Consider the following 23,177-nt stretch of genomic DNA (forward strand, 5'->3'; position numbering starts at 1 on the left):
CGAACGCGCCGCCACCCGATCGCGTCCTCGTGGCTCAGGCAGCGGCCGTCGCTGGATAGCCCGGGCGGGCCTCGACGATGCTGCTCGAGTCGGCGAAGACCCGCCACTCGCCTTCTTCGGCGTTCCAGTAACGGCGACCTGTCATGTTCTCCATCGCCAGGCCGTAGCAGTGGAAGTTGGTGGAGGCGCCGTCGATGTGGATCGAGTGCACGTCGTGCCCCAGCATCGCGACGCCGGTGCCGCGCTCGACCAGGGTCTCTCGCTCGACGCGCGGCTCGCCTTCGCCTGCACAGCGGTCGTAGAAGCGGTTCAGCTCCTGGCCGCGCATGCCCACGATGACCGCCCAGGTGAGGTGCTCATGCGGCGGCGCCGACGTGCCCTCGGCGACGCTCTGGACATACAGCGCCAGCGTGCCGTCGTCGTTCTGCGCGAGCCGGTAGTTGTGCGAGCCGCGCTCGCCGTCGGGGGCCGGGAAATCCTCCGGCGGGAACAGGTGCTCGTGGGTTGCCAGTTCCAACAGACGTTCCTTGATGCGGGCGATGCCGGCCCGGTCGATGCCGCCGTGCTCGCGGCCATGCGCATCGATCTTGGCGATGTCCTCCATCGCGTCCGCGACCGCTGCGGCCCGTTCTGCAGCCCTGTTCTCCGCGACGTCAGATGCACTCATGGGCTCATCCTCTCAGAACAGGGTGAGGTACTGGTCGACCTCGCCGGCGGTGACGACGCTGTGATGTGCCAGGAATTCTGCCTTCTTGGTTTGTACGAAGTAGTCGCGGTAAGGGCCCTCGGCGGTGTCACCCAGCCCGGCCCCAAGCACCTCGGAGGTCGCCATCTCCTCGGCTGCGTGCAGCAGCGTGGGCGGCAGCACCGCAATCCCTTTCGCCGCCACCTCGTCGGCAGACATGGCGTGCAGGTTGTCCGTATTGGGCTCGCCGGGATCGATGTCGTTGTCGATGCCGTCGAGTCCGCAGGCCAGGTACGCAGCGAACATCAGGTACGGGTTGGCGGCCCCGTCGCCCAGGCGGATCTCGATCCGGTCGGGCTCGGGGATGCGGATCATCTGGGTGCGGTTGTTGCCGCCGTAGGCGGCATATGCCGGTGCCCACGTGGCTCCGGAGGTGGGTGCGCCCACACCCATGCGCTTGTAGGAGTTGACGATCGGGCACACCACGGCCACCAGCGAGCGGGCGTGACGCAGCAGCCCGCCCACGAACTTGTACGCCATGTCGCTCAGGCCCAGGCCCTTGGTGTCGGCGCCTCCGGCGGTGCCGCCGATGAACAGCGGATCGTCGGTGTCAGCAGTCCACAGGCTCAGGTGGGTGTGCAGCCCGTTGCCGGTCTTGTCGGCGAATGGCTTGGGCATGAATGTGGCGTAGCGGCCGTCACGCTGGGCCAGGGTGTGCACCATCAGGCGGAACAGGATCAGCCGGTCGGCAGTGGTGAGGGCGTCTGAGTACAGCCAGTTCTGCTCGTACTGGCCGTTGGCGTCCTCGTGATCGTTGGCGTAGTTGCCCCAGCCCATGGCGTCGAGGTTCTTCGACACCGCTTCGAGGTGCGGCAGCATCCGGGTGAGGCCGCGGGCGTCGTAGCACGGCAGGGTCAGGTTGTCGCGCTCGTCCGCGACGGCCAGCGAGCCGTCCTCGTTGCGCACCACCAGCGAGTACTCGGCCTCCACGCCGCACTTGAGCACCAGGTTGCGCTCGGCTGCCGCCTCCAGCGCCTGGCGCAGGATCACTCGCGGCGCATACGGCCACAACTCGCCCTCCACGGTGGGATCGCACTGCATGGCAGCCACGTTCGGCTGCCACGGCAGTTGCGTGTACGACGCCGGGTCGGGCAGGGCCAGGATGTCGGGGCTGGAGGGGTCTTGGCCCATCGGCCCGGCGGCGAAACCGGCGAATCCGGCCCCGTCGCTCATCAGCCCGTCCAGGGCGCTGACCGGCACCAGCTTGGCGCACGGCTTTCCATGCATCTCCACGAACATGGCGTAGATGAACTCCACGCCGTCGGCCTCGGCCCGGGCTCGGATCTCCTCGGTTGCGTCGGTGACATCGCTCATGTCGCGTTCCCCCTGGTTCGTCCCCGCTGCGGGTGCCGCGCGTGCGCCAAGCACCTCCGCGCACAGTAGTCAACGGTCCCGAGACTGCGAGCAGTGCCCGACACGATGCGCCCTGAATTGCAGGGCGACTGGGGCTGGGCGCTACGGTGCGGGCCGGGCGGTTGTCGGATTCGACCACCGGGGGGAACACCATGTGCGGAATCGTGGGCCTCTTCTGCAAAACGCAAACGCACCGGCACGAACTGGGCCGGCTGACCGAGGTGATGCTGGGCGAGATGGGCGATCGCGGCCCTGACAGCGCCGGGTTCGCTGTGTACGACGCCGGCGCTCCGGACCGAACCCGCATCACCGTGCTGGCCGAAGGGCTGACCGTGGACTGGGGGCCAGTGGCCGCCGACCTGGAGGCGGCGCTGGCCGCCGAGGTGACGGTCCGGGCGGTGCATGACCACGCGGTGTTCTCCACTGACGGCGACGGCCGGGCCGCCCGCCAGTGGCTCATCGACCATGTGGCCGGCGCGACGGTGCTGGCCTACGGCAGCCAGATCGAGCTGTACAAGGCGGTGGGCTACCCCGACCAGGTGGCAGAGCGCTACGACCTGGCATCACGTACCGGCACGCACGCATTGGCCCATACCCGCATGGCCACCGAGTCGGCGATCACGACAGCCGGTTCGCACCCGTTCGCCACCGGTGCCGACACCTGCCTGGTGCACAACGGATCGCTGTCCAACCACAACCGCCTGCGACGGTTCCTGGAGGCCCACGGCGAGTCGTTCCAGACCGAGAACGACTCGGAGGTGGCGGCCGGTTACCTGTCGTGGCGGATCCGCTCCGGTGACAGCATCTCCGAGGCGCTGGTCGGGGCTCTCGACGATCTCGACGGCTTCTACACCTTCGCCATCGGCGTGGCCGATGGCTTCGCCATCCTGCGCGACCCCATCGCCTGCAAGCCCGCGGTGGTGGCAGAGACCGACGACTGGGTCGCCATGTCCTCGGAGTACCGGGCCATCGCTCGCCTGCCCGGCGCCGCAGACGCCGATATCTGGGAGCCGGAACCGGCTCGTATCTACTCGTGGAGCCTGGCCGCGTGAGGGATGCCGTTCGGACCTTCGACTTGGCAGAGGTGACCCGGCGAAGCCTCAACCAGGCGCTGCACGATGCCGCCGACGGAGCATCATTCGAGGTGATCAACCCGCGTGGAGCCCATGCGGTGGCCTGCGGGATCACCGCCGACATCGACGTGGTGGTGCGGGGCTCGGTGGGCTACTACTGCGCCGGCATGCATCAGCAGGGCAGGGTGCGGGTGGAAGGCAACGCCAGCACGGGCCTCGCCGAGAACATCATGTCGGGCGAGGTGCACATCACCGGCAACGCAACCATGTCAGCGGGTGCCACCGGTTGCGGCGGCCTCCTGGTGGTGGGCGGCAACTCAGGTGCTCGCTGCGGCATCTCCATGAAGGGCGTCGACATCGTGGTTGGCGGCAATGTCGGCCACATGAGCGCGTTCATGGCCCAAGCCGGGAATCTGGTGGTCTGCGGCGATGCCGCAGCCGACTTGGGCGATTCCATCTACGAGGCCCAGATCTTCGTGCGGGGCGATGTGGAGTCGCTCGGCGCCGACTGCGTCGAGAAGGAGGTCCGTCCCGAACACCTCGACACGTTGGGCAGGCTGCTTGCCGCCGCCGGGGCGGCGGCCAGCGGGGCCGACCCCGGCGATTTCCGCCGCTACGGCTCGGCCCGGCGCCTCTACAACTTCACGATCGACGACGTGGACGCGCTGGCGGCCGAGGCCACAGTTCAACAGGAGGTCGCCGGCTGATGACTGGAAGATCGATAGGGACATCAACGGGTGCATCCGACGGTGATATCAATCCCCTCGCAACCTCAGACCCCGACTACTGGCACCTGCGCGAGTCGTACACGTTCGACCGCAACGTGATCGCCGAGATCCGCCGGGCCGCCAACACTGGCATCTACCGCATCCGCGGCTGGGGGGCCAAGCGCCGGATGCCCACGCTGGACGACCTAGTGTTCCTCGGCGCGTCCATGTCGCGCTACCCGCTGGAGGGGTATCGCGAGGCGTGCGGCACCGACGTGGTGATCGGCGAGGATCGCGCTGAGCGACCGGTGCGCCTGCAGATTCCAGTCACGATCGCCGGCATGAGCTTCGGCTCGCTGTCGGCGCAGGCCAAAGAAGCACTTGGCCGGGGGGCATCAGCCGCCGGAACCTCGACCACCACCGGAGACGGCGGCATGACGATGGAGGAACGCGAGCACTCGTCGGTGCTCGTGTACCAGTACCTGCCGTCGCGCTACGGCATGAACCCCGACCATCTGCGTATGGCCGACGCCATCGAGGTGGTCGTAGGCCAGGGCGCCAAGCCCGGCGGCGGCGGAATGCTGCTGGGCCAGAAGATCACCGAGCGGGTGGCCGAGATGCGCACGCTGCCCACCGGGATCGACCAGCGCTCGGCCTGCCGCCACCCGGACTGGACGGGCCCCGACGACCTCGAGATCAAGATCGGCGAGCTGCGCGAGATCACCGACTGGCAGGTGCCGATCTATATCAAGGTCGGCGCAGCCCGCCCCTACTACGACACTGCGCTGGCGGTGAAGGCCGGCGCCGATGCCGTGGTGGTGGACGGCATGCAGGGCGGCACGGCCGCCACCCAGGATGTGTTCATCGAACACGTCGGCATCCCGACGATCGCTGCCATTCCCGAGGCGGTGCGGGCGCTGCGCGAGCTCGGAGTCCACCGCCGTGAGGTGAAGCTGATTGCCGCTGGCGGTTTCCGATCGGGCGCAGACGTCGCCAAGGCGCTGGCGCTGGGCGCCGATGCCGCGTCGATCGGCACGGCCGCGCTGATCGCCATCGGCGACAACGACCCTGCTTACGAGGCCGAGTACCGCGAGCTGGGCACCTCAGCCGGCTATTGGGAAGACTTCCAGGCCGGCACCGATCCTGCCGGCATCACCACGCAGGACCCGGAGTTGTCGGCCCGGCTCGATCCGGTACTGGCGGGGCGACGCTTGGCCAACTACCTGCACGTGCTCACCATCGAGACCCAGATCCTGGCCCGCGCCAACGGCAAGTCGCATGTGCTGAACCTGGAGCCCGAGGATCTGGCCGCGCTCACGGTCGAAGCCGCGGCAATGGCCAAAGTGCCACTGGCCGGCACCGGCTGGGTGCCCGGCGTCGACTGACCAAATTCAGTGGTTCGAGTCTCGGCCGTATCAGTAGGTTGACGCGCCGGTGCGTCGCCCCTGACACCGCTCATAGCAGGGAAGCGCCTGGGGGCGACGCACTTGCAATCGCAACTATAGAAGCTGCAGTCGGGCTAGCGGCCCTGCCATTGGGGCGGGCGCTTCTCGGAGAACGCCCGCGGGCCCTCGATGTAGTCGGCGCTGTTATTCATGGCCCGCACCGCCTCGTAGCGACCTTCATGCGCAGCCTGAACGCTGGCCTCGTTGAGACCGACCATGGCGGCCTGCTTGGTGGCTCGGATCGACATCGGCGAGCACTCCAGCACCATCTCGGCCCAGCGGCGGGCACATGCGAGCGCCTCGCCCTGGGGGACGACCTCGGCGACGATGCCCAGCTCCTTCGCCTCGGCAGCGGGCACGTGACGGCCGGTCAGCATCATGCTCATGGCGCGCTTCAGCCCGATGTGGCGGGGCAGTCGATGCACGCCGCCCGCCAGCGCGGCGAGGCCCACCTTGGGCTCGGGCAGCGCGAGCAGCGCGTTCTCTGAGGCCACGATGATGTCGCAGGCCAGCGCAATCTCGAAGCCGCCGCCCATCGCCACGCCGTTCACTGCCGCAATGACGGGCTTGTCGAGATCCCAGCGCGAGGTCAGGCCGCCGAAGCCCGACGACGGCATCGCCGAACGGTCGCCGCCCTCGGCTTGGTACCGCAGGTCGTTGCCCGCCGAGAAGGCACGGTCGCCTTCCCCGGTCACGATCGCGACCCACAGCTCCGGGTCGTTCTGGAACTCGTCGAACAGGTCCGACATCTCCGCATTGCCCGGCGGGTGCAGCGCATTCATCCGCTCCGGCCGGTTGATCGTGACGACGAACAGGTGCCCGTCGCGCTCCGCATAACAAAACTCACCCATGCCGCGGCAACCTAGTGGTCAGGCGGCCGCTGCGCTGAGAGGTCCATGGATCGGTGGCCATCCACGGGTCGTCTGGTTCCCCCGGTGCATCGGTCGGGTTGCCCTGACAAGCCCCTGAGTCTGACTGAGACAGCAGAGTCATGGCACGCGTGGTGCGAAACGACAGCAATGCCGGGCCGCTGCCCGCGGATCGAGGAACAGCCCGGCGAAGCCGTCAGCGTTCTATTGGGGACGGCAGTTGTAGAACCGCCAGAGCGAGACTTGCTTGCCTGTCTGTGGATGATAGATGCGACCGCCTTCACCGCCGTCCACGCAGATGGGGTCGGGTGGGTAGTTGGGGTACCACTTGATCGCTTGAGTCCGTGAGCCAGCGCGTACCGAGGCATCGTACAGTCGCCTGTATTCCTCAGACCCGAAACACGGGGTGCGGTACCAGCCTCCGGTGTTGCTGCTATTGGCACGGAAGTGGGTGTGTCGATTGAGCACAATCGCGTAGCAGCCGTCGCCGTGGTTGCCGCTTTCCTCGGCGTACTCGCAGTCGCTCGGGTTCTGGAAGCAGCGCAGCACCTCAGCAAGGTCTGGATCGTTGCTCGCGTCGGCGATGGGCACGCAGCCGGATTCTGACGGCTTGGAGCAGCGCATCAGCACCGGCTGGTCGGCTGGGCCGGCTTCCGTGACCGGCTCGACGTCCAGTCCTTGGGCTTGGGGCCGCTGCCATGTCGTCGCGAGCTTGTCGCTGCTGCCTGCGCTGTGCTGGGCCTTGACCCACACCTTGTAGGTGTCGCAGTGCTTGACCTTGCCGAACGTCACCGTGAGCGTGTCCGCGGCAACGGTCTTGGTCTTGCGCGCGCCGCAGTCAGGGTTGACGCGCACCTTGTAGCCGGTCGGCGTGGTGCCGGTCGTGGCTGCCTGCCAACTCACGGTGATGCCGTCGCCTGCCGCGTCCACCAGCAGCCCGGTAGGCGGCTCGGGCGGCGACTCGACCGGCTCGGTGGCACCGGCTGACGCTGTCGGCGCCAGCACCAGCGACAGCGCTGCCACCGCAGCCGCCGCGGCTATGCGCCAGTGAATCAGGCCGACACAACGGGAAGGGCTAGCCTGCCCCCCCCCCGGCAATAGGCCTTCCCAGAAGCTTCATTGCAATCTCCGATTTCTTCGAGAACTCTCGTGAGCCGACCGCGAACACTTGCAGCCAGCCCACCGGTCGCCACAAGCTACCGGACACCCGCCGCCGCACGGCACATGCCCGACACAGCAGGCGCAGCTAGCCCTTGCGGGTCAGCAGTCCGCCATGGCGCCGAGCGCGGCGCAGACTTCTGGGCGGCGGTGGGGCAAAGCGCTGATGCGCTCCGTCAAGTGTGACTTGAGCACCACTCGAAGGTTGTCGAACGAGGCTGCGCTGGGTTGGGGGAGACCGTCATCTGCGTCGAGCGCTACCTCGGTCGGGATGCCCCGGACGGTGCGCGTGATCGGGGCGACGACCAGCTTGTTGAGCACTCCGATCGCCTCGTTGCGGGTGACGATGAGCACTGGCCGACGCTCATTCTCGCTCTCCGCCCACCAGACGTCGCACTGAGCAGGCGTCACCAGGGTTCCTCGGCGATCATCGTCCGGGTGCTGCGCGCCGCCCATTCCAGTTCGTCGTCGGTCTCGGGTATTCGGCGGTACGCGTCGACGATGGCCTCGCCGATTTGGCGCCGCCGCCGCCGATCGAGCATCTCCTCGAGCGCTCGTCGCACCGCATCGGAACGAGACCGTGCGTCGCCGCTCGCTACGAGCTCGTCAAGCTGAGCGAGCAGGCTGTCGTCGATCCGTGCTACCAATTGCGTCATATATTGAGTCTAACGAATCGCATTACACAGTGCATTACTTTCGGGCTGTTAGCTGCATCGATTCCCTCACCGCGCGACGGCGAGATGCACCGACCGATCCTGCCGCGAGCCAGCGCTCACCCGCCCTGGCGAACCGCTCGCTGCAACGCCGCCCGGCGGCAACGCCGGGCCGCTCCCCGTGGATCGAGGAACAGCCCGGCGCAGCCGTCAGCGTTCTAGCTAAGCAGGCTTGGTTATCGGCCCAATGCTGGAATACACGACGTCGGCGTCGGATACGGTGACGTGGTTCCAAGTGGCGTAGCGCCCGGTGACGTTCGCATCGTCGAAACTCAGGTTGGGAAGGGAGCCGCTTTGGAGTATCCATCCTGTGGTATCGGGCCAGTCGCCATTCAGTGTGATCGTCACAATGCCCTGGTGGCTGCCATAGTTGTCATTGGTGCCCCCTGGCAGGTGGTCGAACTTGAGCACGTATATCGCTGTGATCCTGAGCGGGCTGTGCCCCGAGAGCGTAAACCTCGTGGGGCACTTCGTGTGTCCTGAGCCTGTGCAACCGACCGCATAACCGAGGTCTCTCGCGGCATAGAACTCCGTCTCCATGACAGTGGTGGTGCCTTGGCCGCCTTCGTACTCCGGTTCGTTGCCTTGCTGTTGGGGTCGCTGCCAGAGCGTTTCGAGCTTGTCGCTGTTGCCTGCGCTGTTGCGGGCGCGGACCCATACGCGGTAGTAGTCGCAGTGCTTGACCTTGGCGAACGTCACCGTGAGCGTGTCCGCGGCGACGGTCTTGGTCTTGCGCTTGCCGCCGCAGTCGGGGTTCACGCGCACTTGGTAGCCGGTCGGCGTGCTGCCGGTCGCGGCTGGCTGCCAACTCACGGTGAGGCCGTCGCCTGCGGCGTCCACCTGCAGCCCGGCAGGCGGCGCGGGCGGCAGCTCTGTCGGCTCGGTGGCACCGGCTTGCGCTGTCGGCGTCAGCACCAGCGACAGCGCCGCCACCGCAGCCGCTGCGGCTATGCGCCGGCGGATCACGCCGACACAACGGGAAGGGCTAGCCTGCCCCCCCCCCCCCGGCAATAGGCCTTCCCAGAAGCTTCATCTCAGTCTCCGAATTTCCCGAATTTCTTGGTGAACTCTCGTGAGCCGACCGCGAACGCACGCAGCCGGCCCACCGGTCGCCACAAGCTACCGGACACGCACCGCCGGCAGGTGCGTCTGCTGGTGGTGACCCAGGGCGGCACGGCCCATGAGACAACTCGGGAACCGGGGCGTCGAACGGTCAAAGAAGATGCGAACCGCCCGCGCGGAACCGGCATTTGTCAGCACGCCCAATCTCCTCGGATCACGATGAGTCAACGGATCCTCGAGATCGGGCCGTCGGTACCCCGCCGCGATGGCCGGCGATCTCGCTGGTCGGCCGCGCCGCCGCATCTCACAACCTTCACATGAAAGTTAGGAAAGTTAGGAGTCGTCACCCGACAAGTTGGAAGATGAACTGGCAAGTTGTCAGAGGAGATTGTCAGAGGAGAGCTGTTGCCGGACCCGGATGACGATCAAGAATCACGGGCTGCTCGATGACGAGGCGGTGGCGTGGCTGTCAACGATCGACACCTCACAACTGACCGATCGACAACGACTGGGTCTTGCCTTCCTGCACAGGAATCGCACCGTCACCAACCAGCAGTACCGATCATTGACCGGTTGCGACGCCCAGACTGCGACTCGTGAGTTGGCCGGCCTCGCCAGCGCGGAACTCGTCCACAAGACGAACGACAGACGATGGACCATCTGGGTGCTGCGCGACGACTTTGGTCGCATGGCGCAGCCCCGCTCGGACTTCGGCGCAGAGACACCGCGTACTCGCCGAGACCGGCGGCCCGAGATCAGGGCGCTGCTTGCATCGCGGGCGCAGCCGACCCGTGCACTCGCTGAAGAACTCGAGATGAGCGGGGCAGGAGTGCTCCGGTGGCTGCGCAAGCGGGGCGGAACCGCGGACCGCCCGTGAACTCGCCGGCCCGCCTATTGCGGGGAACGGAGATCGAGCTGTGCGGCCTGACCGCACTGCTGTTCGGCGTGATGCTCTAGCGCCTGCGCTCACCCACCCTGGCGAACAGCTCGCTGCAACGCCGCCCGACAGCAACGCCGGGCCGCTCCCCGTGGATCGCCGAACAGCCCGGCGAAGCCGTCAGCGTTCTAGAAGCAGTAGATGTCGTGGGTACCGTCGCCGTTGCCCGAGACGACGCATACGCCGACGGGATTCGGGTTGTTGGGGGTTTTGGGGACCAAGTGCGGGGGGACGCGTATCTCGTAGGTCCCCGCAAACTGTTCGTCTTGGCAGGGTTGGCCGCTGCGCTGGGTGTTGTCCTGCTGGGGCTGGGCTTCGGGCTGATCGGGTTCGACCTCCGGAATCGCAGGTTCCGCAGGTTCCTCGATCTCCTCGACCTCCAACTGCTGCGGCTGCGCTTCCGGCTCTCGGACTTCCTTGCCCTCCGGAATCGCAGGCTCCTCGACCTCCTCGACCTCCAACTGCTGCGGCTGCGGCTGGGCCTCTGGCTCTCGGACTTCCTCGGCCCCCGGAATCGCAGGCTCCTCGACCTCCTCGACCTCAAACTGCTGCGGCTGGGCCTGCGGCTGCGGCTGCGGCTCTCGGACTTCCTCGACCTCAAACTGCGGCTGCGGCTGGTGGGGCTGTGCTTGCGGCTGGGGCCGCTGCCATGTCGTCGTCAGCTTGCCGCTCGTGCCTGCGCTGTTGCGGGCGCGGACCCACACCGTGTAGGTGTCGCAGTGCTTGACCTCGCGGAACGTCGCCGTCAGCGTGTCTGCGGGGACGGTCTCGCGCATGGGCTGGCCGCAGTCGGGCTTCACCTTCACGTTGTAGCGGGTCGGGGTGCTGCCGGTCGCTGCTGTCTGCCAACTCACGGTGAGGCCGTCCCCGGCCGCGTCCACCTGCAGCCCGGTAGGCGGCGCGGGCGGCAGCTCAACCGGTTGCTGAGCACCGACTGACGCAGGCGCCAGCAACAGCAACAGCGCCGCCACCGCCAGCACTGCGGCTATGCGCCGGCGAATCACGCCGACACAACGGGAAGGGCTAGCCTGCCCCCCCCCCCCCGGCAATAGGCCTTCCCAGAAGCTTCATTACGATCTCCGATTTGTCCGTGAACTCTCGTGAGCTGCCCGCGAACGCACGCAGTCGGCCCACCGGCCACCACATGCTACGCGACACGCACTGCCACCCGCTCCTGCGGCCCCTCGCCGCTAGCGCGACTGAACTTCTTCAACAAGACGTGGCCGTGGTTCATGTGGCCCGCGTAGTGTTCAGGTGGCCAACCCGCTCACCAGCGGAAACGTCGATCTCGGGGGCAGCAGATGCAAGCTCGGGGGTACACCCTCTCGACGCTGCGCGGCGACATCTTCGGCGGTGTCACCACGGCCGTGGTGGGTCTGCCGGTCGCCCTGGCGTTCGGCGTGGCCTCGGGACTCGGCGCAATGGCAGGGCTGTACGGCGCGATCGCCTTGGGTTTCTTCGCGGCGGTGTTCGGCGGAACTCGCTCGCAGATCTCGGGACCCACCGGGCCGATGGCTGTGGCCATGGCGGTGGTCATCACCGAACATGCATCGACGCTGCAGGAGGCGCTCACGGTTGTCGTGATGGCTGGGGTCATCCAGGCGCTGCTGGGCGTGCTGCGATTCGGACGCTTCGTGTCCTACACCCCGTACTCGGTGATCTCGGGATTCATGTCGGGCGTCGGCATCATCATCATCATCCTGCAGACACTGCCCGCGCTGGGTATCGAAGGATCCGGCGGCGCGCCGCTCGACGTGATGCGCGCCTGGCCCGACGCCATCGTGAACCTCAATGCGAGCGCTGTGGCGATCGCCGCAGTCAGCTTGGGGGTCTGCATCTTCTGGCCGGGCCGGCTGCATCGCTGGTTCCCGGCGACACTCGCTGCACTCGCCGTGGGGACGCTGATGGGCGTGTTGTTCTTGGGCGACGCCCCGTCCATCGGCGAGGTGCCCACCGGCCTGCCCGGCTTCGAAGAACCTGTCCTGTCGCTGGGGATCCTGGCTGGCGCAGTACAGCCCGCCATCACGCTGGCTCTGCTGGGCGCCGTTGACAGCCTCCTCACCTCGCTGATCGCCGACTCGATGACCCGGACAAGGCACAACCCAAACCAAGAACTCATCGGCCAGGGACTGGGCAACATCGCCGCAGGCTTGGTGGGCGGGCTGCCCGGCGCGGGGGCCACCGTCGGCACGGTGGTAAACATCCGGGCCGGCGGGAGCACCCGGGTCTCGGGTGCGTTGCGCGCCCTGGTGCTGCTGGCATTGGTGCTGGGAGCCGGGGGCTACGTGGAGTCGGTGCCGCTCGCAGCGCTGGCGGGAATCCTGCTGAAAGTCGGCTGGGACATCGTGGATTGGCGCTTCCTGAAGCGGATGCACCGGGTGCAACGCGAGCACCTGATGATCATGGGCATCACGATGGTGCTGACGGTGGTGCTCGACCTCATCACCGCGGTAGCGATCGGCTTGATCGTGGCGGCCATGTCCGCGGCGCGCCAGTTCGAACGGTTGCAGCTCGACAGCGTGGTCTCCGTGCCGCTGCTCGACCAGAGCTTTCTTGCCGAAGGAACGGATGAAGCCGATGCTGACGGCTTCTCCGCACGGGCCGGTCTGGTGGCGTTGCGGGGCACCTTCACCGTGGCATCGTCCACGAGCCTCATCGACATCTTGGGCGCGGACATCGCCGAGCACGAAGTGGTCATCATCGACTTCACCGACACAGTGCACATGGACGACAGCGCAGCGCTCGTGGTCGAGAATCTGCTCGAGACAGCCGCCGACAGCGACACCGAGGTCATCCTGCTCGGTCTCGAAGGCGCCCCCGCGACGAGCCTGCAGGCGCTCGACGTCCTGCAGCGGGTGCCGCGGGATCGGATAGTGGAGTCACTCGATCAGGCCCGCGAGCTTGCTCGCCACCTGCTGGGGCTGCGCGATGCGTCGTGAACGGGAGGCCGAGCCCGCTCGCTCGGCCACAGCTCCGCCTGCCGGCTGAGCCTCTCAGTCGGCCGGCGAGTAGATGGGATGCGTGCCGAACTGGTTCTTCGTGACCGGCGTGCCGGTCTCCGCGAAGTAGCCGGTGCCGCGCACCACCGAGTCGAGATATGACGGCAGCGGCCGGCGGATCATGTGCTCGGCGTAGTGCTCCCGCTCGGCGGCGGGCACGTCATCGCGCAGCAGCGCGACCACCTTGATGCTGAAGTCGCTGCGCTCGGCCTGGCCTTCCTGGGGGGCGATGCGCCATCGCACGAGGGCCGTACGAGCCCCCGGCGGGCCGAGCACCAGGTCGTAGCCGACGCCGTCGAGCCAGTCGCAGAACTCCCGCTGGTAGTGGACGCCGCTGTAGTAGTAGACGTGGTCGCGGCTGCGAGCGCCGTCCCACACGTTCACCTCGTTGCGCTCGCAGAACGGGTGGATGTCGGTGAGGTTGCCGGCCGGGCTGATGGCCGCCCAGACATCAGCGGGCGGGGCTGCCACGGCGACCCGGCCGATGATCGGCTCCATCTTCTCGTAGCCGTCGCCGGCGTACTGCCGCACGAGTGCTCGGTCTGAAGGCGTCAGTGCGCCGTTCGTCGCTTCGTCCATGCCGCCATTGTGACCCACAGCCCGCATCGATGCAGCCGGCGTGCCGCCGACTGGCTGCGGTCTGGCCGGTTACCCGGTTGCCGTGCCGAGCGGACGGCCTTGCTGGCCAAGGACGCCTTCATGACGGGCCACCGTCTGTTGCAGCGTCGCAACGTCCGTGCGCACAGCCTGTATCTCAGCACGCACCGCAGCGAACTCAGCCTGCATCTCACCACGCACCGCAGCGAACTCGGCTCGCATCTCAGCACGCACCGCAGCGAACTCAGCCTGCATCTCACCACGCAGGGCTCGTATCTCGGCGCGCACATCGGCGAGGTCAGCCCGGATGCCGCGCATGAAGAAGAACAGCATGGCCAAGAAGCCCGCACCCAGCACGCTGATAATCGCTGCAATCACGGCAGAGTCCATCGTAGCGACCTCGCAAATCGTCTGATCTCGGACCCCGGTGTCCGTGCGCTGGACTGTAGCGACATCGTAAACAGATTTACAAGCTATTTAAAGCACTTTAAATGAACTTCATACTGGGTACAGCTGGCAACTAGTCGGAGCGGGGCCAGACCACGGGGTAGCGGTCGAGCTCCATGGTGGAGCCGGCGTCGAGCCCGTCCACGTGCAGCACCTGGGCGGTGCCGATGCGGGGGTCGTAGCGGACGTCGGTGCCGATGTAGCGGGCGGCGTAGCCCCGACGCGCCCGGCCCTGGTCCGCGTTGCCCTGCGAGCCGTGCAGGATCATCGCCCAGAAGGCGACCGCGTCGCCCGGTTCGAGATCGAACGAGATGATGTCGTAGCTGTCGCGGTCGGCCTCGATGTCGGGCATGAGCTCGTAGTCGGGATTGCGTTCGTAGTCGTGGGCGTTCGTCGGAGCGAAGGTGCGTGGCTGGAACCAGCGGTCCCAGGCATGCGAGCCACGGACGTACTCAACCCGGCCGTTGGTGGCGTCGACGGTGTCGAGCGCGATCCAGAACGACATCACCTGGCGACCCGAGATGGGCCAGTACGGCTGGTCGTTGTGCCACGGCACCGGCTGGCTGGAACCGGGTTCCTTGACGAACAGCTGGTCGTAGTACACGCGCACGATGGGCGAGCCGAACATGGCAGCCGCCAGCTCGCCGAGCCGAGACTGCGTGACGAATTCTTCGAACAGCGGATGGAAGCGCCACAGATCCAGCGAGCCGAAGAATCCGGTGGACTCGTAGTTGTGCGCCGTGGGGCTGGGGTTGGCCATCTCGTCGGCAACGCCGCCGCGCAGCCGCTCCACCCACTCGTCGTCGACCACATTGCGCAGCGCCACCACGCCGTCGGCGCGGAACCGCTCGATCGTGTCGTCATCGACGAGGTCGTGTGCTGGTCGGTCCAGAACCGTGTCGCTCATCGTCGTCCCCTGTCGCCAACGTCGCGTCAACAGTGCCAAGTCAACACGATGAATGCACTGCAGTGCCACCGGTCGCACTGCCGGCCATGGCACGGCGCGACGCCGCACTGCCAGACTCGCGGCCACAGACTGAGACCCGGGCCCGAGCGGCCCGCGCGCAAGGCGAACGAGATCGGGAAACAGGGCGGGAACATGAGCGACGATCACGGCAACGACGGCGGCGATTTGGGAGTCATCCCGGGGCTGCCGCCCCAGCCGCACCGGGGCTGGACATTCGACGAGCAGCCGGTCGGCAAACGCTGGAGCACCAGCCGGAGGACCATCACCGAAACCGACCTGGTGGTGTACGCCACCCAGTTCGGCTTCGGCGAGGGCCTGTTCCTGGATGCCACCGCCGCCGAGCGCGCCGGCTACAGCGGGCGGCTGGTGCCCGGAAGCCTGGTGATGTCGCTGGCGGAAGGGCTGGTCATCAGCGGCGGCGCCATAGCCGGCACCGGCGTCGCCTACCTCGGCGCCACCGTCGAGGTGAAGGGCCCCACGTTCGTCGGCGACACGCTCCAAGTAGTAGCCGAGGTCACCGCCGCCCGCCTTACTTCACGCGGCGACCGCGGCATCGTCACCACCCGCAACGAGGTCTTCAACCAGCACGGCAACCTCGTGATGGTCTACTCCCCCACCCGCATGATCCTCTGCCGCCACGCCGACTAGCCCCCGCGCAGGATCTGTCGCGGCAGTACGGTCGGCGGCTGGTGCGGCGGGCTGGTTCTTGGGCTGTCGGCCGGAATTGCGGGAGGACTGATGAGCAGGTTCACGGGACGGGTGGCGATCGTGACGGGGGCGGCCGGCGGAATCGGGCTGGCGGCGTGCGAACGGTTCGCGTCCGAGGGGGCGACAGTTGTGGCGGTGGATCTGGCCACGACTGACTTGGGCGCGGCGGTGGCGACAGCTGAAGCTCAAGGTGCTGCGGCGCTCGCCGTCGGGGCTGATGTCACCCAGTCCGACGAGGTGGCTGGTTATGTGCAGGCGGCCATGGACAACTTCGGCCGCGTCGACGTGCTGTTCAACAACGCCGGCATCGAGGGCACCTACTACCCGATGGTCGACTATCCCGAAGACGATTTTGATCAGGTCATCGCGGTCAACGTGCGCGGTGTGTGGCTGGGCATCAAGTACGCCGTCCCGGCCATGATCGCCGGGGGCGGAGGTGCCATCGTGAACACGGCGTCGGTTGCCGGGCTGTTCGGATCACGAGGCATCTCGCCGTACTCGGCGAGCAAGCACGCCGTGGCCGGGCTCACCAAGTCCGCAGCGCTCGAGCTGGCCACATCAGGGGTGCGCGTGAACGCTGTCTGCCCGGCGCCGATCGAGACGCGCATGATGCGCTCACTCGAGACATTCATCGGCGGCGAGAACGCCGACGACGTCCGCAAGACGATGGCCGAGCGCCTGCCGGCTCAGCGCTACGGCGAGCCCCACGAAGTCGCCGCGCTGGTGGCATTCCTGGCATCCGACGAGGCCAGCTACATCACCGGCAGCCTCTACCCCATCGACGGCGGCTACTCCGCCGGCCGTTGAGGGGCAGTGTGCTGCGCGCTGGTGGGCCGGGGAGGATTCGAACCTCCGTAGGCGAAGCCGACGGGTTTACAGCCCGCTCCCTTTGTCCGCTCGGGCACCGACCCAGATGAGCAGCAAAGCCTAAAGCGTCGCGGCATCGCAACAACCGGACCATCCTTCCTCGCTAGCTTGCGGCTATGGCTTCATTTGACGTTGTCTCCAAGGTGGACATGCAGGAGATCCGCAACGCCGTGGATCAGGCATCCCGTGAGATCGCCAACCGTTACGACTTCCGCAACACGGGCAGTGCCGTGGAGCTGGGCGAGGGCGCCATCAACATGCGGTCGAGCACCGAAGATCGCCTCACCGCGATGCGCCAGGTGCTGGAAGAGAAGCTGGTGCGCCGCCAAGTCAGCCTGAAGGCCGTCCACTACGGCAACGTCGAGGAGGCCTCAGGCGGCACGGTGCGCCAGGCGGCTGCCCTGCAGGCGGGCATCTCGTCGGATCGGGCCCGCGAGCTGAACAAGTTCATCAAGGGTCTCGGTATCAAGGGCGTGCAGTCACAGACCCAGGGCGATCAGCTTCGGGTGAATTCGAAGAAGCGTGACGACTTGCAGGCCGTCATCGCCGAACTCAAGGCCGGCGACTTCGACGTCCCCCTGCAGTTCGAGAACTTCCGCGACTGAGTCCGGCCCGCGTCGCGCGGGCGGCCGGCGTTCGACAGCTGTTGGCCAGGTTCAGATCGCTTCTTGCCAGGAGCCGTCTCGCAGGCGGCGGATGCGCTCCTCCATCGGCGGGTGGGTGGTGAACAGTCCCTTGAAGCCCATCCGGCGGCTGGCCAGCGGGTTGGCGATGTACATCTGGGCCTGATTCGGGTCGGCCAGGCTGGGCACCGTCTTGGAGGCCACGTCGAGTTTCTCGAGTGCCCGGGCCAGCGGTTCGCCGTCGCCGATGAGGCGCGCAGCAGTGCGGTCGGCCTGGTATTCGCGGCTGCGGCTGATGGCCATCTGCAGCAGGGTCGCCGCAATCGGCGCCAGCAGGATCAGCAGCAGCTCGCCGATGGGGTTGCGGTCGTCGTCGCGTCCGCCGCCGCCGAAGATCATCGCCCACTGGGCCATGTAGGCCGCGAAGGTGATGGCTGTTGCGACGGCCGCCGCAACGGAGCCGATGAGGATGTCGCGGTTGCGGATGTGGGCCATCTCGTGGGCCAGCACACCCCTGATCTCGTACCAGCTGAGGTGGCGGATGAGCCCCTCGGTGACGCACACGGCGGCGTTGTTGGGGTTGCGGCCGGTGGCGAAGGCGTTGGGTTGCGGATCGGGCGAGACGTACAGCCGAGGCATCGGCAGGCCCGAGAGCTCGGTCAATTCCTGCATGACCCGCCAGTAGTCGGGAAGCTGGTGCGGCTGGACCTCTTGAGCCCGGGCGGAGCGGATCGCCAGCTTGTCGCTGAACCAGTAGCTGCCGCCCACCACGGCCAGGGCGACGATGACGGCGAGAATGAGGCCGCTCTGGCCCCAGAAACTGCCGATCCACAGGATCAGGCCAGCGAGCAGGGCCAGAAGAAACGTGGTCTTGAACGTGTTGCGCACTGTGCTCGACGCCCCTTTCGCGACGCTCAACCGAGACTGAGCCAGACGCGAATCAGGCTAGTGACGGCTGATGTGGCCGCGGTCGCGGGAGCCGGCCGGACAGGGCGACGGCGGTGGCGGGGCTGGCCGAGGCAACGACGGCGCGATCAGTTCTTGGCGTCGACGAGGCGCCAGTCGTCCGAGCCAGGGCTGTAGCGGCCCCGGAAGTCGGGGTCGTAGGCCGCGGCCAGTTCGGCGGCTTTGCCGATGGATGAGCGGTACGCGTCGATGATGGCGTCCTCGGCGTCGTAGTCGAAGGGGTCCTGCATGCGCCGCTCCTTCGTGCTGCCACGCCTGACCGGGTTGTCGTACAGGTCGCGGGCCGTCATGCCGACCGCCTCGACAACGCCGACCTTGTCGCGGTAGCCGAGCTCGGCGATCATCAGGTCGGGCGCCATCGACCGGTGCAGCGATTCCTCCTCCCCGAGGAAGGGACGCGCAGGCGTCGCCAGGTCGCCGGGCAGGTTGACGATGTCGAGTTCGACATCGAGCGCAGCCGCGATCACCTCAATGGTCTGGCGGGCTGTCAGGGTGTGCTCGTCGCTGATGTTGTACGCCTTGCCGGCGGCAGTCTCAGGATGATCTGCGGCCAGCGTGAGGGCGTGGCCGGCATTCGGGCCGTACGCCGCAGCGCGCAGCGTGAGGCCGCCATCGGCCACGATGATCCGGCGACGGCCGTCGATGATCCGCCGCACGATCAGCCACTCGCGGGGGTTGATCTGGCCGGGTCCGTAGATGAGCGGGTAGCGGAAGATGGTGGCGTCGGGGTGGTGCTCGAACAGCACGTCCTCGGTGGCGACGATCTTGGCCACCTTGTCGTTGGCGTCGTTGACCGCTCGATCGGCCGACTCGCGCAGCGGGGTGAGCAGGCCGCGTGGCCAGTTCTGCGCCGGGCGTGCATAGCCCTTGTAGACGGGGATCCCGCCGACGGCGATGAACTGCCCGCAGCGGCCGACGAAGTACGGCGCCAGGTCGCGCAGCCGGCCGTACATGGCATACACGACATCGAAGGTGGCGTTGCCGAGGGCCTCTTCCACCTCGGCGATGCGGAACGGGTTGGTGTGGATGTGCGGGACCTCGGTCTCGGGCGGGAGGGTGTCGACCTCGTGACGCCCGGTGTGCAGGACCGTGATGTCATACCCGCGCTCGAACAGCCCGTTCACCACGCCAGGCCCCGTCGGCCCCGTGCCGCCGATCACCAGCGCTGTGCGAGTCACCGGCTCATGCTGTCAGGTCCGCAGTCATCACGGCGGGGCTAGTGGGGGTGGTAGCCGCTGTCGATGTAGAGCGTCGGCAGGTCGAGGTCGCGGTACATGCGGACGTTGCGCATGTCGTCGTCGATGGCGAGGCGGGGGGTGTAGCCGCACTCCAGCAGCGCTTGGGTCTGCTCGCCCTTGAACAGCGGCGACGGGCTGAAGTCGCCCATCGGGCGCATGATGAGCAGATCCCAGCGGACCTTGTGCTTGACGAGCCAGTCGAGGGTGGCGCCCGACACCCACGTCGGCCGCGAGGTGAGGGCTACCACCACCAGCTCGGGATTCAGCAGCACGAGCAGCTCGAAGACCTCGTCGAGCACGTCGTCGTCGCCCACGTCGGCGAAGAACGAGTCCCAGTCGCGCCACGGGCCGTCGAGGTGATGCTGGCGGTGGGCGGCATCGGCCAGCACACCGTCGATGTCGACGATCACGCAGTCGCCCGGCGGCACCGGCCCATCCCGCCACCACCAGTACGCCGGCCAGTCCCCCTCGGAAACCGACGCGGCAAAGGTTCGCCTGTGCCTCGGGCCCTTCGCCATTTCCAGCTCAGTCTTCGCTGGGGGCTTCGGCTGCGCGGGTGCGGATCTCCTCCACCACGCCCGCGTCGGCCAGCGTGGTGGTGTCGCCAAGCTGGCGGCCCTCGGCCACGTCGCGCAGCAGGCGGCGCATGATCTTGCCCGAGCGGGTCTTGGGCAGGTCCGGCACCAGCACTACCGCCTTGGGCCGTGCGATCGCGCCGAGCTTGGTTGCGACGTGCTGGCGTACTTCGGCGCGCAGCTCATCGGTGGCGTCGTGGCCGCCTCGCAAGATCACGTAGCCCACGATGGCCTGGCCGGTGGTGGCGTCGGTTGCGCCTACCACGGCGGCCTCGGCCACCGACGGGTGGTCGACCAGCGCCGACTCCACCTCGGTGGTGGAGATGCGGTGGCCCGAGACGTTCATCACGTCGTCGACACGGCCGAGCAGCCACAGGTAGCCGTCGTCGTCGAGCTTGGCGCCGTCGCCGGCGAAGTAGCGGCCTTCGTACGTGCTCCAGTAGGTCTCGCGGTAGCGCTCGGGATCGCCCCAGATGCCCCGCAGCATCGACGGCCACGGCTCGGTAATGGTCAGGTAGCCGCCGCCCCGTTGGACCGGGTTGCCGGCGTCGTCCACCAGCTCCACCGTGATGCCCGGCAACGCGTGGGTTGCCGAGCCGGGCTTGGTGGTGGTGACGCCCGGCAGCGGGGTGATCATGTGGCCGCCGGTCTCGGTCTGCCACCACGTGTCCACGATGGGGCAGGTGCCCCCGCCGATGTGTGTGTGGTACCACATCCAGGCCTCGGGGTTGATGGGCTCGCCGACCGTGCCGAGCACACGCAGGCTGGACAGGTCGTGCCGCTCGACCTCGGTCGCGCCCCACTTCATGAAGGTGCGGATGGCGGTGGGGGCCGTGTAGAGCTGGGTCACGCCGTAGCGCTCGATGATGTCCCACAGCCGGTCCTTGGGCCAGCTCGCCCGGTCTCCGTCGCGGAATTCGGGGCGCGGAGTGTCGGGCGTGCCCTCGTACATCACCGACGAGGCGCCATTGGCGAGCGGCCCGTACACGATGTAGCTGTGACCGGTCACCCAGCCGATGTCGGCCGCGCACCAGAAAACGTCGACGTCGGGCTTGAGGTCGAACACATAGCGGTGCGTGAACGCCACTTGGGTGAGGTAACCGCCGGTGGTGTGCATGATGCCCTTGGGCTTGGCCGTGGTGCCAGACGTGTACAGCAGGTACAGCAGGTCCTCGGAGTCCATGTGCTCGGGCGGGCAGTCGGCCGAAGCGCCCTCCATCAGGTCGTGGTACCAGTGGTCGACGCTGTCGTTCCAGGAGACGTCCTGGCCGGTGCGCCGCACGACGACCACGTTCTCGATAGTGGTGGTGGCCTCGACCGAGGCGTCGGCGGTGTCTTTCAGGCCGAAGGGCTCGCCGCGCCGGTAGCCGCCGTCGGCGGTGATGAGCAGCTTGGCCGACGCGTCGTCGATGCGGTCCGACAGCGAGTCGGCGGAGAACCCGCCGAACACCACCGAGTGGGCGGCGCCGATGCGGGCGCAGGCCAGCATCGCCACCGGCAGCTCGGGGATCATCGGCATGTAGATGCACACACGGTCGCCCCGCTGCACGCCAAGGCCTTTCAGCACGTTGGCGAACTGGCACACCTCGTCGAGCAGGTCGGCATAGGTGATGGTGCGGGTGTCGCCGGGCTCGCCTTCCCACCAGTAGGCCACCTTGTCGCCGCGGCCGGCGTCGACGTGGCGGTCGAGGCAGTTGTACGACACGTTGAGCGTGCCGCCCAAGAACCACTTCGCGAACGGCAGATCCCACTCGAGCACGGTGTGGAAGTCGTTGAACCAGGTGACGTGCTCGCGGGCCTGGCGGGCCCAGAACTCCAACCGGTCCGCGGCAGCCTCGTCGTACAGCGACCGGTCTGCGGTCAGCGCCGCCGAGCGGAAGCTGCCCGCGGGCTCGAAGACACGGTCTTCGACGTAGTAGTCCTCGATCGTCGCCTCGGTGCTCGTGTCAGCCATCGGTGCCCCTGTCTCGTCGTGCAGGCGGTGTGCGAGTGCGGCTCGGGCCAGCGTCGCGTGCAAAGCCCGGACCTGCTCAGCCAGATTCGCAGAGTAGTGGGCCTCCGTCCGACGCCTCACGTGCGTGCCGGTCGGCCGGCGGGCTGGTTGCCGGCGCTCAGCCGACTCGCCACTCGGCGGCCCAGAAGGCGCCCATGCCGCCGGGGTCGGTGAGCGCGGCTGCTTCGTCGAGCAGCGTCCGGGCGGCAAAAGTGTCGGCCGTCGGGTTGGATCGGCTTCGTTGCCAGCGTGCCCGCGCCTTCGCCGTCATGGACTCGATGCCGGCCCCAATAAGCCAATCGACCTGAGTGCTCAACGTCGCACCGGGCGGCAGCTGGTCGAAGGCCACGTCGCAGGTGATGTCTGCGGTGCCTGGCGCATGCAGCGGGTTCTGTCCACGGCGTTGGGACCGGTAGGTGCGCAGCCACTCGCTCTGCGGACGCTGTGCCAGCTCGGTAGTGCGGCGCACGCCGTAGTCGAACATCAGCAGCCGGCCTCGCTCGAGCGATCGCAGCGCCCGGCGGACCCAGACCGCCGCTTTCAGCTGCAGTGGCACGCGCGCACCCGGTGCGGCGCCCGGCGCCAACGTCTCGGCCATCGCCGCCGCATCGGCAGGCGCCTCCCGCAGCACTTCGGCGGAACCTTCGGGCGCCACATGTATCTCCTGCCAGCCAGCCTCTGAGCGTTCCAGCAAGCGGAACGGCAGGTTGTCGAGCAGCTCGTTGGCGAGCACGACGCCCACGAAGGGGCCATCGGGAAGATCCGGCGCTGCGCGGACGGGCTGGGACTCGCCGATTGCCTCCAGCGCCTCGGCGCGCTGGCGCGCCACGCGCTCGACCATCACGTACTGCAGTGCGTCGCTGCACTCCTCGACGTGCGCGAGCACATCGCGGCACAGCGTCCCGCGGCCGGCGCCGCCCTCGACCACTACGAGTGGACTGGGCCGGCCCAAGTCATCCCATGTGCGATCCAGGTAACCGGCGATGCTCTGGGCGAACAGCGTGCCCAGCTCGGGTGATGTCGCAAAATCGCCGCCTTGAGCCGCCGGTCGTCCTCCGCGCACGTAGAAACCCGAAGCGCCATACAGCGCCTCATCCATGAACTCGTCGAAGCGACGGATGTCAGGCATGCGACT

Annotated in this window: 24 protein-coding genes and 1 tRNA gene; 8 read left to right on the forward strand and 17 right to left on the reverse strand. The window is 67.6% G+C overall.

The window, feature by feature from the left end; all coding sequences use genetic code 11:
• Nucleotides 1-34: 34 nt before the first annotated feature.
• Nucleotides 35-667: a cysteine dioxygenase gene (locus tag ACOGI8_RS16035; RefSeq protein ID WP_419854785.1), complete on the reverse strand. Its 633-nt coding sequence runs from the start codon at nt 665-667 to the stop codon at nt 35-37.
• 12 nt (nt 668-679) lie between these two features.
• Nucleotides 680-2,059, reverse strand: coding sequence for a type III glutamate--ammonia ligase (gene glnT, locus ACOGI8_RS16040; RefSeq protein WP_419854786.1), 1,380 nt, complete (start codon nt 2,057-2,059; stop codon nt 680-682).
• A 191-nt stretch (nt 2,060-2,250) separates the two neighbouring features.
• Here glnT and ACOGI8_RS16045 point away from each other — a divergent pair, with 191 nt between their 5' ends.
• Genes ACOGI8_RS16045 through ACOGI8_RS16055 form a run of 3 tightly spaced genes read left to right on the forward strand, consistent with a single transcriptional unit; the run spans nt 2,251 to nt 5,263 of the window.
• Nucleotides 2,251-3,150 (forward strand): hypothetical protein, encoded by a 900-nt coding sequence (locus tag ACOGI8_RS16045; protein ID WP_419854787.1) that lies wholly within the window; start codon nt 2,251-2,253, stop codon nt 3,148-3,150.
• Nucleotides 3,147-3,878 (forward strand): hypothetical protein, encoded by a 732-nt coding sequence (locus ACOGI8_RS16050; protein WP_419854788.1) that lies wholly within the window; start codon nt 3,147-3,149, stop codon nt 3,876-3,878. Before ACOGI8_RS16045 ends, ACOGI8_RS16050 begins: the two co-directional genes overlap by 4 nt.
• Nucleotides 3,878-5,263, forward strand: a complete 1,386-nt coding sequence (locus ACOGI8_RS16055; protein WP_419854789.1) for an FMN-binding glutamate synthase family protein — start codon at nt 3,878-3,880, stop codon at nt 5,261-5,263. The genes ACOGI8_RS16050 and ACOGI8_RS16055 overlap by 1 nt, the downstream gene beginning before the upstream one ends.
• Before the next feature lie 134 nt (nt 5,264-5,397).
• Here the strand turns inward: ACOGI8_RS16055 and ACOGI8_RS16060 are convergent, their stop codons facing one another.
• From ACOGI8_RS16060 to ACOGI8_RS16080, 5 genes are all read right to left on the reverse strand, one after another.
• A complete protein-coding gene (locus ACOGI8_RS16060) occupies nt 5,398-6,174 on the reverse strand; it encodes an enoyl-CoA hydratase-related protein (RefSeq protein WP_419854790.1) in 777 nt (258 codons plus the stop codon).
• 222 nt (nt 6,175-6,396) lie between these two features.
• Nucleotides 6,397-7,215 carry a fibronectin type III domain-containing protein gene (locus ACOGI8_RS16065; protein WP_419854791.1) on the reverse strand — a complete coding sequence of 273 codons (819 nt, stop codon included), beginning with the start codon at nt 7,213-7,215 and terminating at the stop codon, nt 6,397-6,399.
• Nucleotides 7,216-7,452: 237 nt separating this feature from the next.
• Nucleotides 7,453-7,761, reverse strand: coding sequence for a type II toxin-antitoxin system PemK/MazF family toxin (locus ACOGI8_RS16070; RefSeq protein WP_419854792.1), 309 nt, complete (start codon nt 7,759-7,761; stop codon nt 7,453-7,455).
• Nucleotides 7,758-8,006, reverse strand: a complete 249-nt coding sequence (locus tag ACOGI8_RS16075; RefSeq protein WP_419853891.1) for a ribbon-helix-helix domain-containing protein — start codon at nt 8,004-8,006, stop codon at nt 7,758-7,760. Before ACOGI8_RS16075 ends, ACOGI8_RS16070 begins: the two co-directional genes overlap by 4 nt.
• A gap of 219 nt (nt 8,007-8,225) precedes the next feature.
• Nucleotides 8,226-9,029 carry a fibronectin type III domain-containing protein gene (locus tag ACOGI8_RS16080; RefSeq protein WP_419854793.1) on the reverse strand — a complete coding sequence of 268 codons (804 nt, stop codon included), beginning with the start codon at nt 9,027-9,029 and terminating at the stop codon, nt 8,226-8,228.
• Between the two features lie 514 nt (nt 9,030-9,543).
• On the opposite strand from ACOGI8_RS16080, the gene ACOGI8_RS16085 reads away from it, so the two are divergent.
• A complete protein-coding gene (locus tag ACOGI8_RS16085) occupies nt 9,544-10,002 on the forward strand; it encodes a hypothetical protein (protein WP_419854794.1) in 459 nt (152 codons plus the stop codon).
• A 188-nt stretch (nt 10,003-10,190) separates the two neighbouring features.
• Here ACOGI8_RS16085 and ACOGI8_RS16090 read toward each other — a convergent pair whose 3' ends face one another.
• Nucleotides 10,191-11,066 carry a fibronectin type III domain-containing protein gene (locus tag ACOGI8_RS16090; protein ID WP_419854795.1) on the reverse strand — a complete coding sequence of 292 codons (876 nt, stop codon included), beginning with the start codon at nt 11,064-11,066 and terminating at the stop codon, nt 10,191-10,193.
• Nucleotides 11,067-11,363: 297 nt separating this feature from the next.
• Between ACOGI8_RS16090 and ACOGI8_RS16095 the strand changes: the two genes are divergently transcribed.
• Nucleotides 11,364-13,001 (forward strand): SulP family inorganic anion transporter, encoded by a 1,638-nt coding sequence (locus tag ACOGI8_RS16095; RefSeq protein WP_419854796.1) that lies wholly within the window; start codon nt 11,364-11,366, stop codon nt 12,999-13,001.
• Between the two features lie 54 nt (nt 13,002-13,055).
• On the opposite strand, the gene ACOGI8_RS16100 is transcribed toward ACOGI8_RS16095, so the two are convergent.
• The 3 genes from ACOGI8_RS16100 to ACOGI8_RS16110 form a co-directional block, all read right to left on the reverse strand.
• Entirely contained in the window at nt 13,056-13,640 is a 585-nt protein-coding gene (locus tag ACOGI8_RS16100) for an SRPBCC family protein (protein WP_419854797.1), read from the reverse strand.
• 69 nt (nt 13,641-13,709) lie between these two features.
• Nucleotides 13,710-14,048, reverse strand: a complete 339-nt coding sequence (locus ACOGI8_RS16105) for a hypothetical protein (protein WP_419854798.1) — start codon at nt 14,046-14,048, stop codon at nt 13,710-13,712.
• Nucleotides 14,049-14,178: 130 nt separating this feature from the next.
• Nucleotides 14,179-15,012, reverse strand: coding sequence for a phytanoyl-CoA dioxygenase family protein (locus ACOGI8_RS16110; protein WP_419854799.1), 834 nt, complete (start codon nt 15,010-15,012; stop codon nt 14,179-14,181).
• 192 nt (nt 15,013-15,204) lie between these two features.
• On the opposite strand from ACOGI8_RS16110, the gene ACOGI8_RS16115 reads away from it, so the two are divergent.
• Both ACOGI8_RS16115 and ACOGI8_RS16120 read left to right on the forward strand, forming a co-directional pair.
• A complete protein-coding gene (locus tag ACOGI8_RS16115; protein WP_419854800.1) occupies nt 15,205-15,720 on the forward strand; it encodes a MaoC family dehydratase in 516 nt (171 codons plus the stop codon).
• A 90-nt stretch (nt 15,721-15,810) separates the two neighbouring features.
• The gene (locus tag ACOGI8_RS16120; protein WP_419854801.1) at nt 15,811-16,587 is read left to right on the forward strand and encodes an SDR family NAD(P)-dependent oxidoreductase; all 777 of its coding nucleotides are present in this window, start codon (nt 15,811-15,813) and stop codon (nt 16,585-16,587) included.
• A gap of 19 nt (nt 16,588-16,606) precedes the next feature.
• On the opposite strand, the gene ACOGI8_RS16125 is transcribed toward ACOGI8_RS16120, so the two are convergent.
• Nucleotides 16,607-16,691 (reverse strand) — tRNA-Tyr (locus ACOGI8_RS16125).
• Nucleotides 16,692-16,763: 72 nt separating this feature from the next.
• On the opposite strand from ACOGI8_RS16125, the gene ACOGI8_RS16130 reads away from it, so the two are divergent.
• Complete coding sequence (locus ACOGI8_RS16130; RefSeq protein ID WP_419854802.1) at nt 16,764-17,252, forward strand: YajQ family cyclic di-GMP-binding protein; 489 nt, start codon at nt 16,764-16,766, stop codon at nt 17,250-17,252.
• A gap of 51 nt (nt 17,253-17,303) precedes the next feature.
• Here the strand turns inward: ACOGI8_RS16130 and ACOGI8_RS16135 are convergent, their stop codons facing one another.
• The 5 genes from ACOGI8_RS16135 to ACOGI8_RS16155 form a co-directional block, all read right to left on the reverse strand.
• Nucleotides 17,304-18,158, reverse strand: a complete 855-nt coding sequence (locus tag ACOGI8_RS16135) for a M48 family metalloprotease (protein ID WP_419854803.1) — start codon at nt 18,156-18,158, stop codon at nt 17,304-17,306.
• A gap of 146 nt (nt 18,159-18,304) precedes the next feature.
• A complete protein-coding gene (locus tag ACOGI8_RS16140; protein WP_419854804.1) occupies nt 18,305-19,414 on the reverse strand; it encodes a hypothetical protein in 1,110 nt (369 codons plus the stop codon).
• A 38-nt stretch (nt 19,415-19,452) separates the two neighbouring features.
• Entirely contained in the window at nt 19,453-19,902 is a 450-nt protein-coding gene (locus ACOGI8_RS16145; RefSeq protein WP_419854805.1) for a hypothetical protein, read from the reverse strand.
• A gap of 97 nt (nt 19,903-19,999) precedes the next feature.
• Nucleotides 20,000-22,003 (reverse strand): acetate--CoA ligase, encoded by a 2,004-nt coding sequence (acs, locus tag ACOGI8_RS16150; protein WP_419854806.1) that lies wholly within the window; start codon nt 22,001-22,003, stop codon nt 20,000-20,002.
• A gap of 157 nt (nt 22,004-22,160) precedes the next feature.
• The gene (locus ACOGI8_RS16155) at nt 22,161-23,171 is read right to left on the reverse strand and encodes an SAM-dependent methyltransferase (protein WP_419854807.1); all 1,011 of its coding nucleotides are present in this window, start codon (nt 23,169-23,171) and stop codon (nt 22,161-22,163) included.
• Nucleotides 23,172-23,177: the final 6 nt, after the last annotated feature.

Origin of the sequence: Candidatus Poriferisodalis sp. (genome assembly GCF_965204195.1) — a bacterium.
Classification (GTDB): domain Bacteria; phylum Actinomycetota; class Acidimicrobiia; order Acidimicrobiales; family Poriferisodalaceae; genus Poriferisodalis.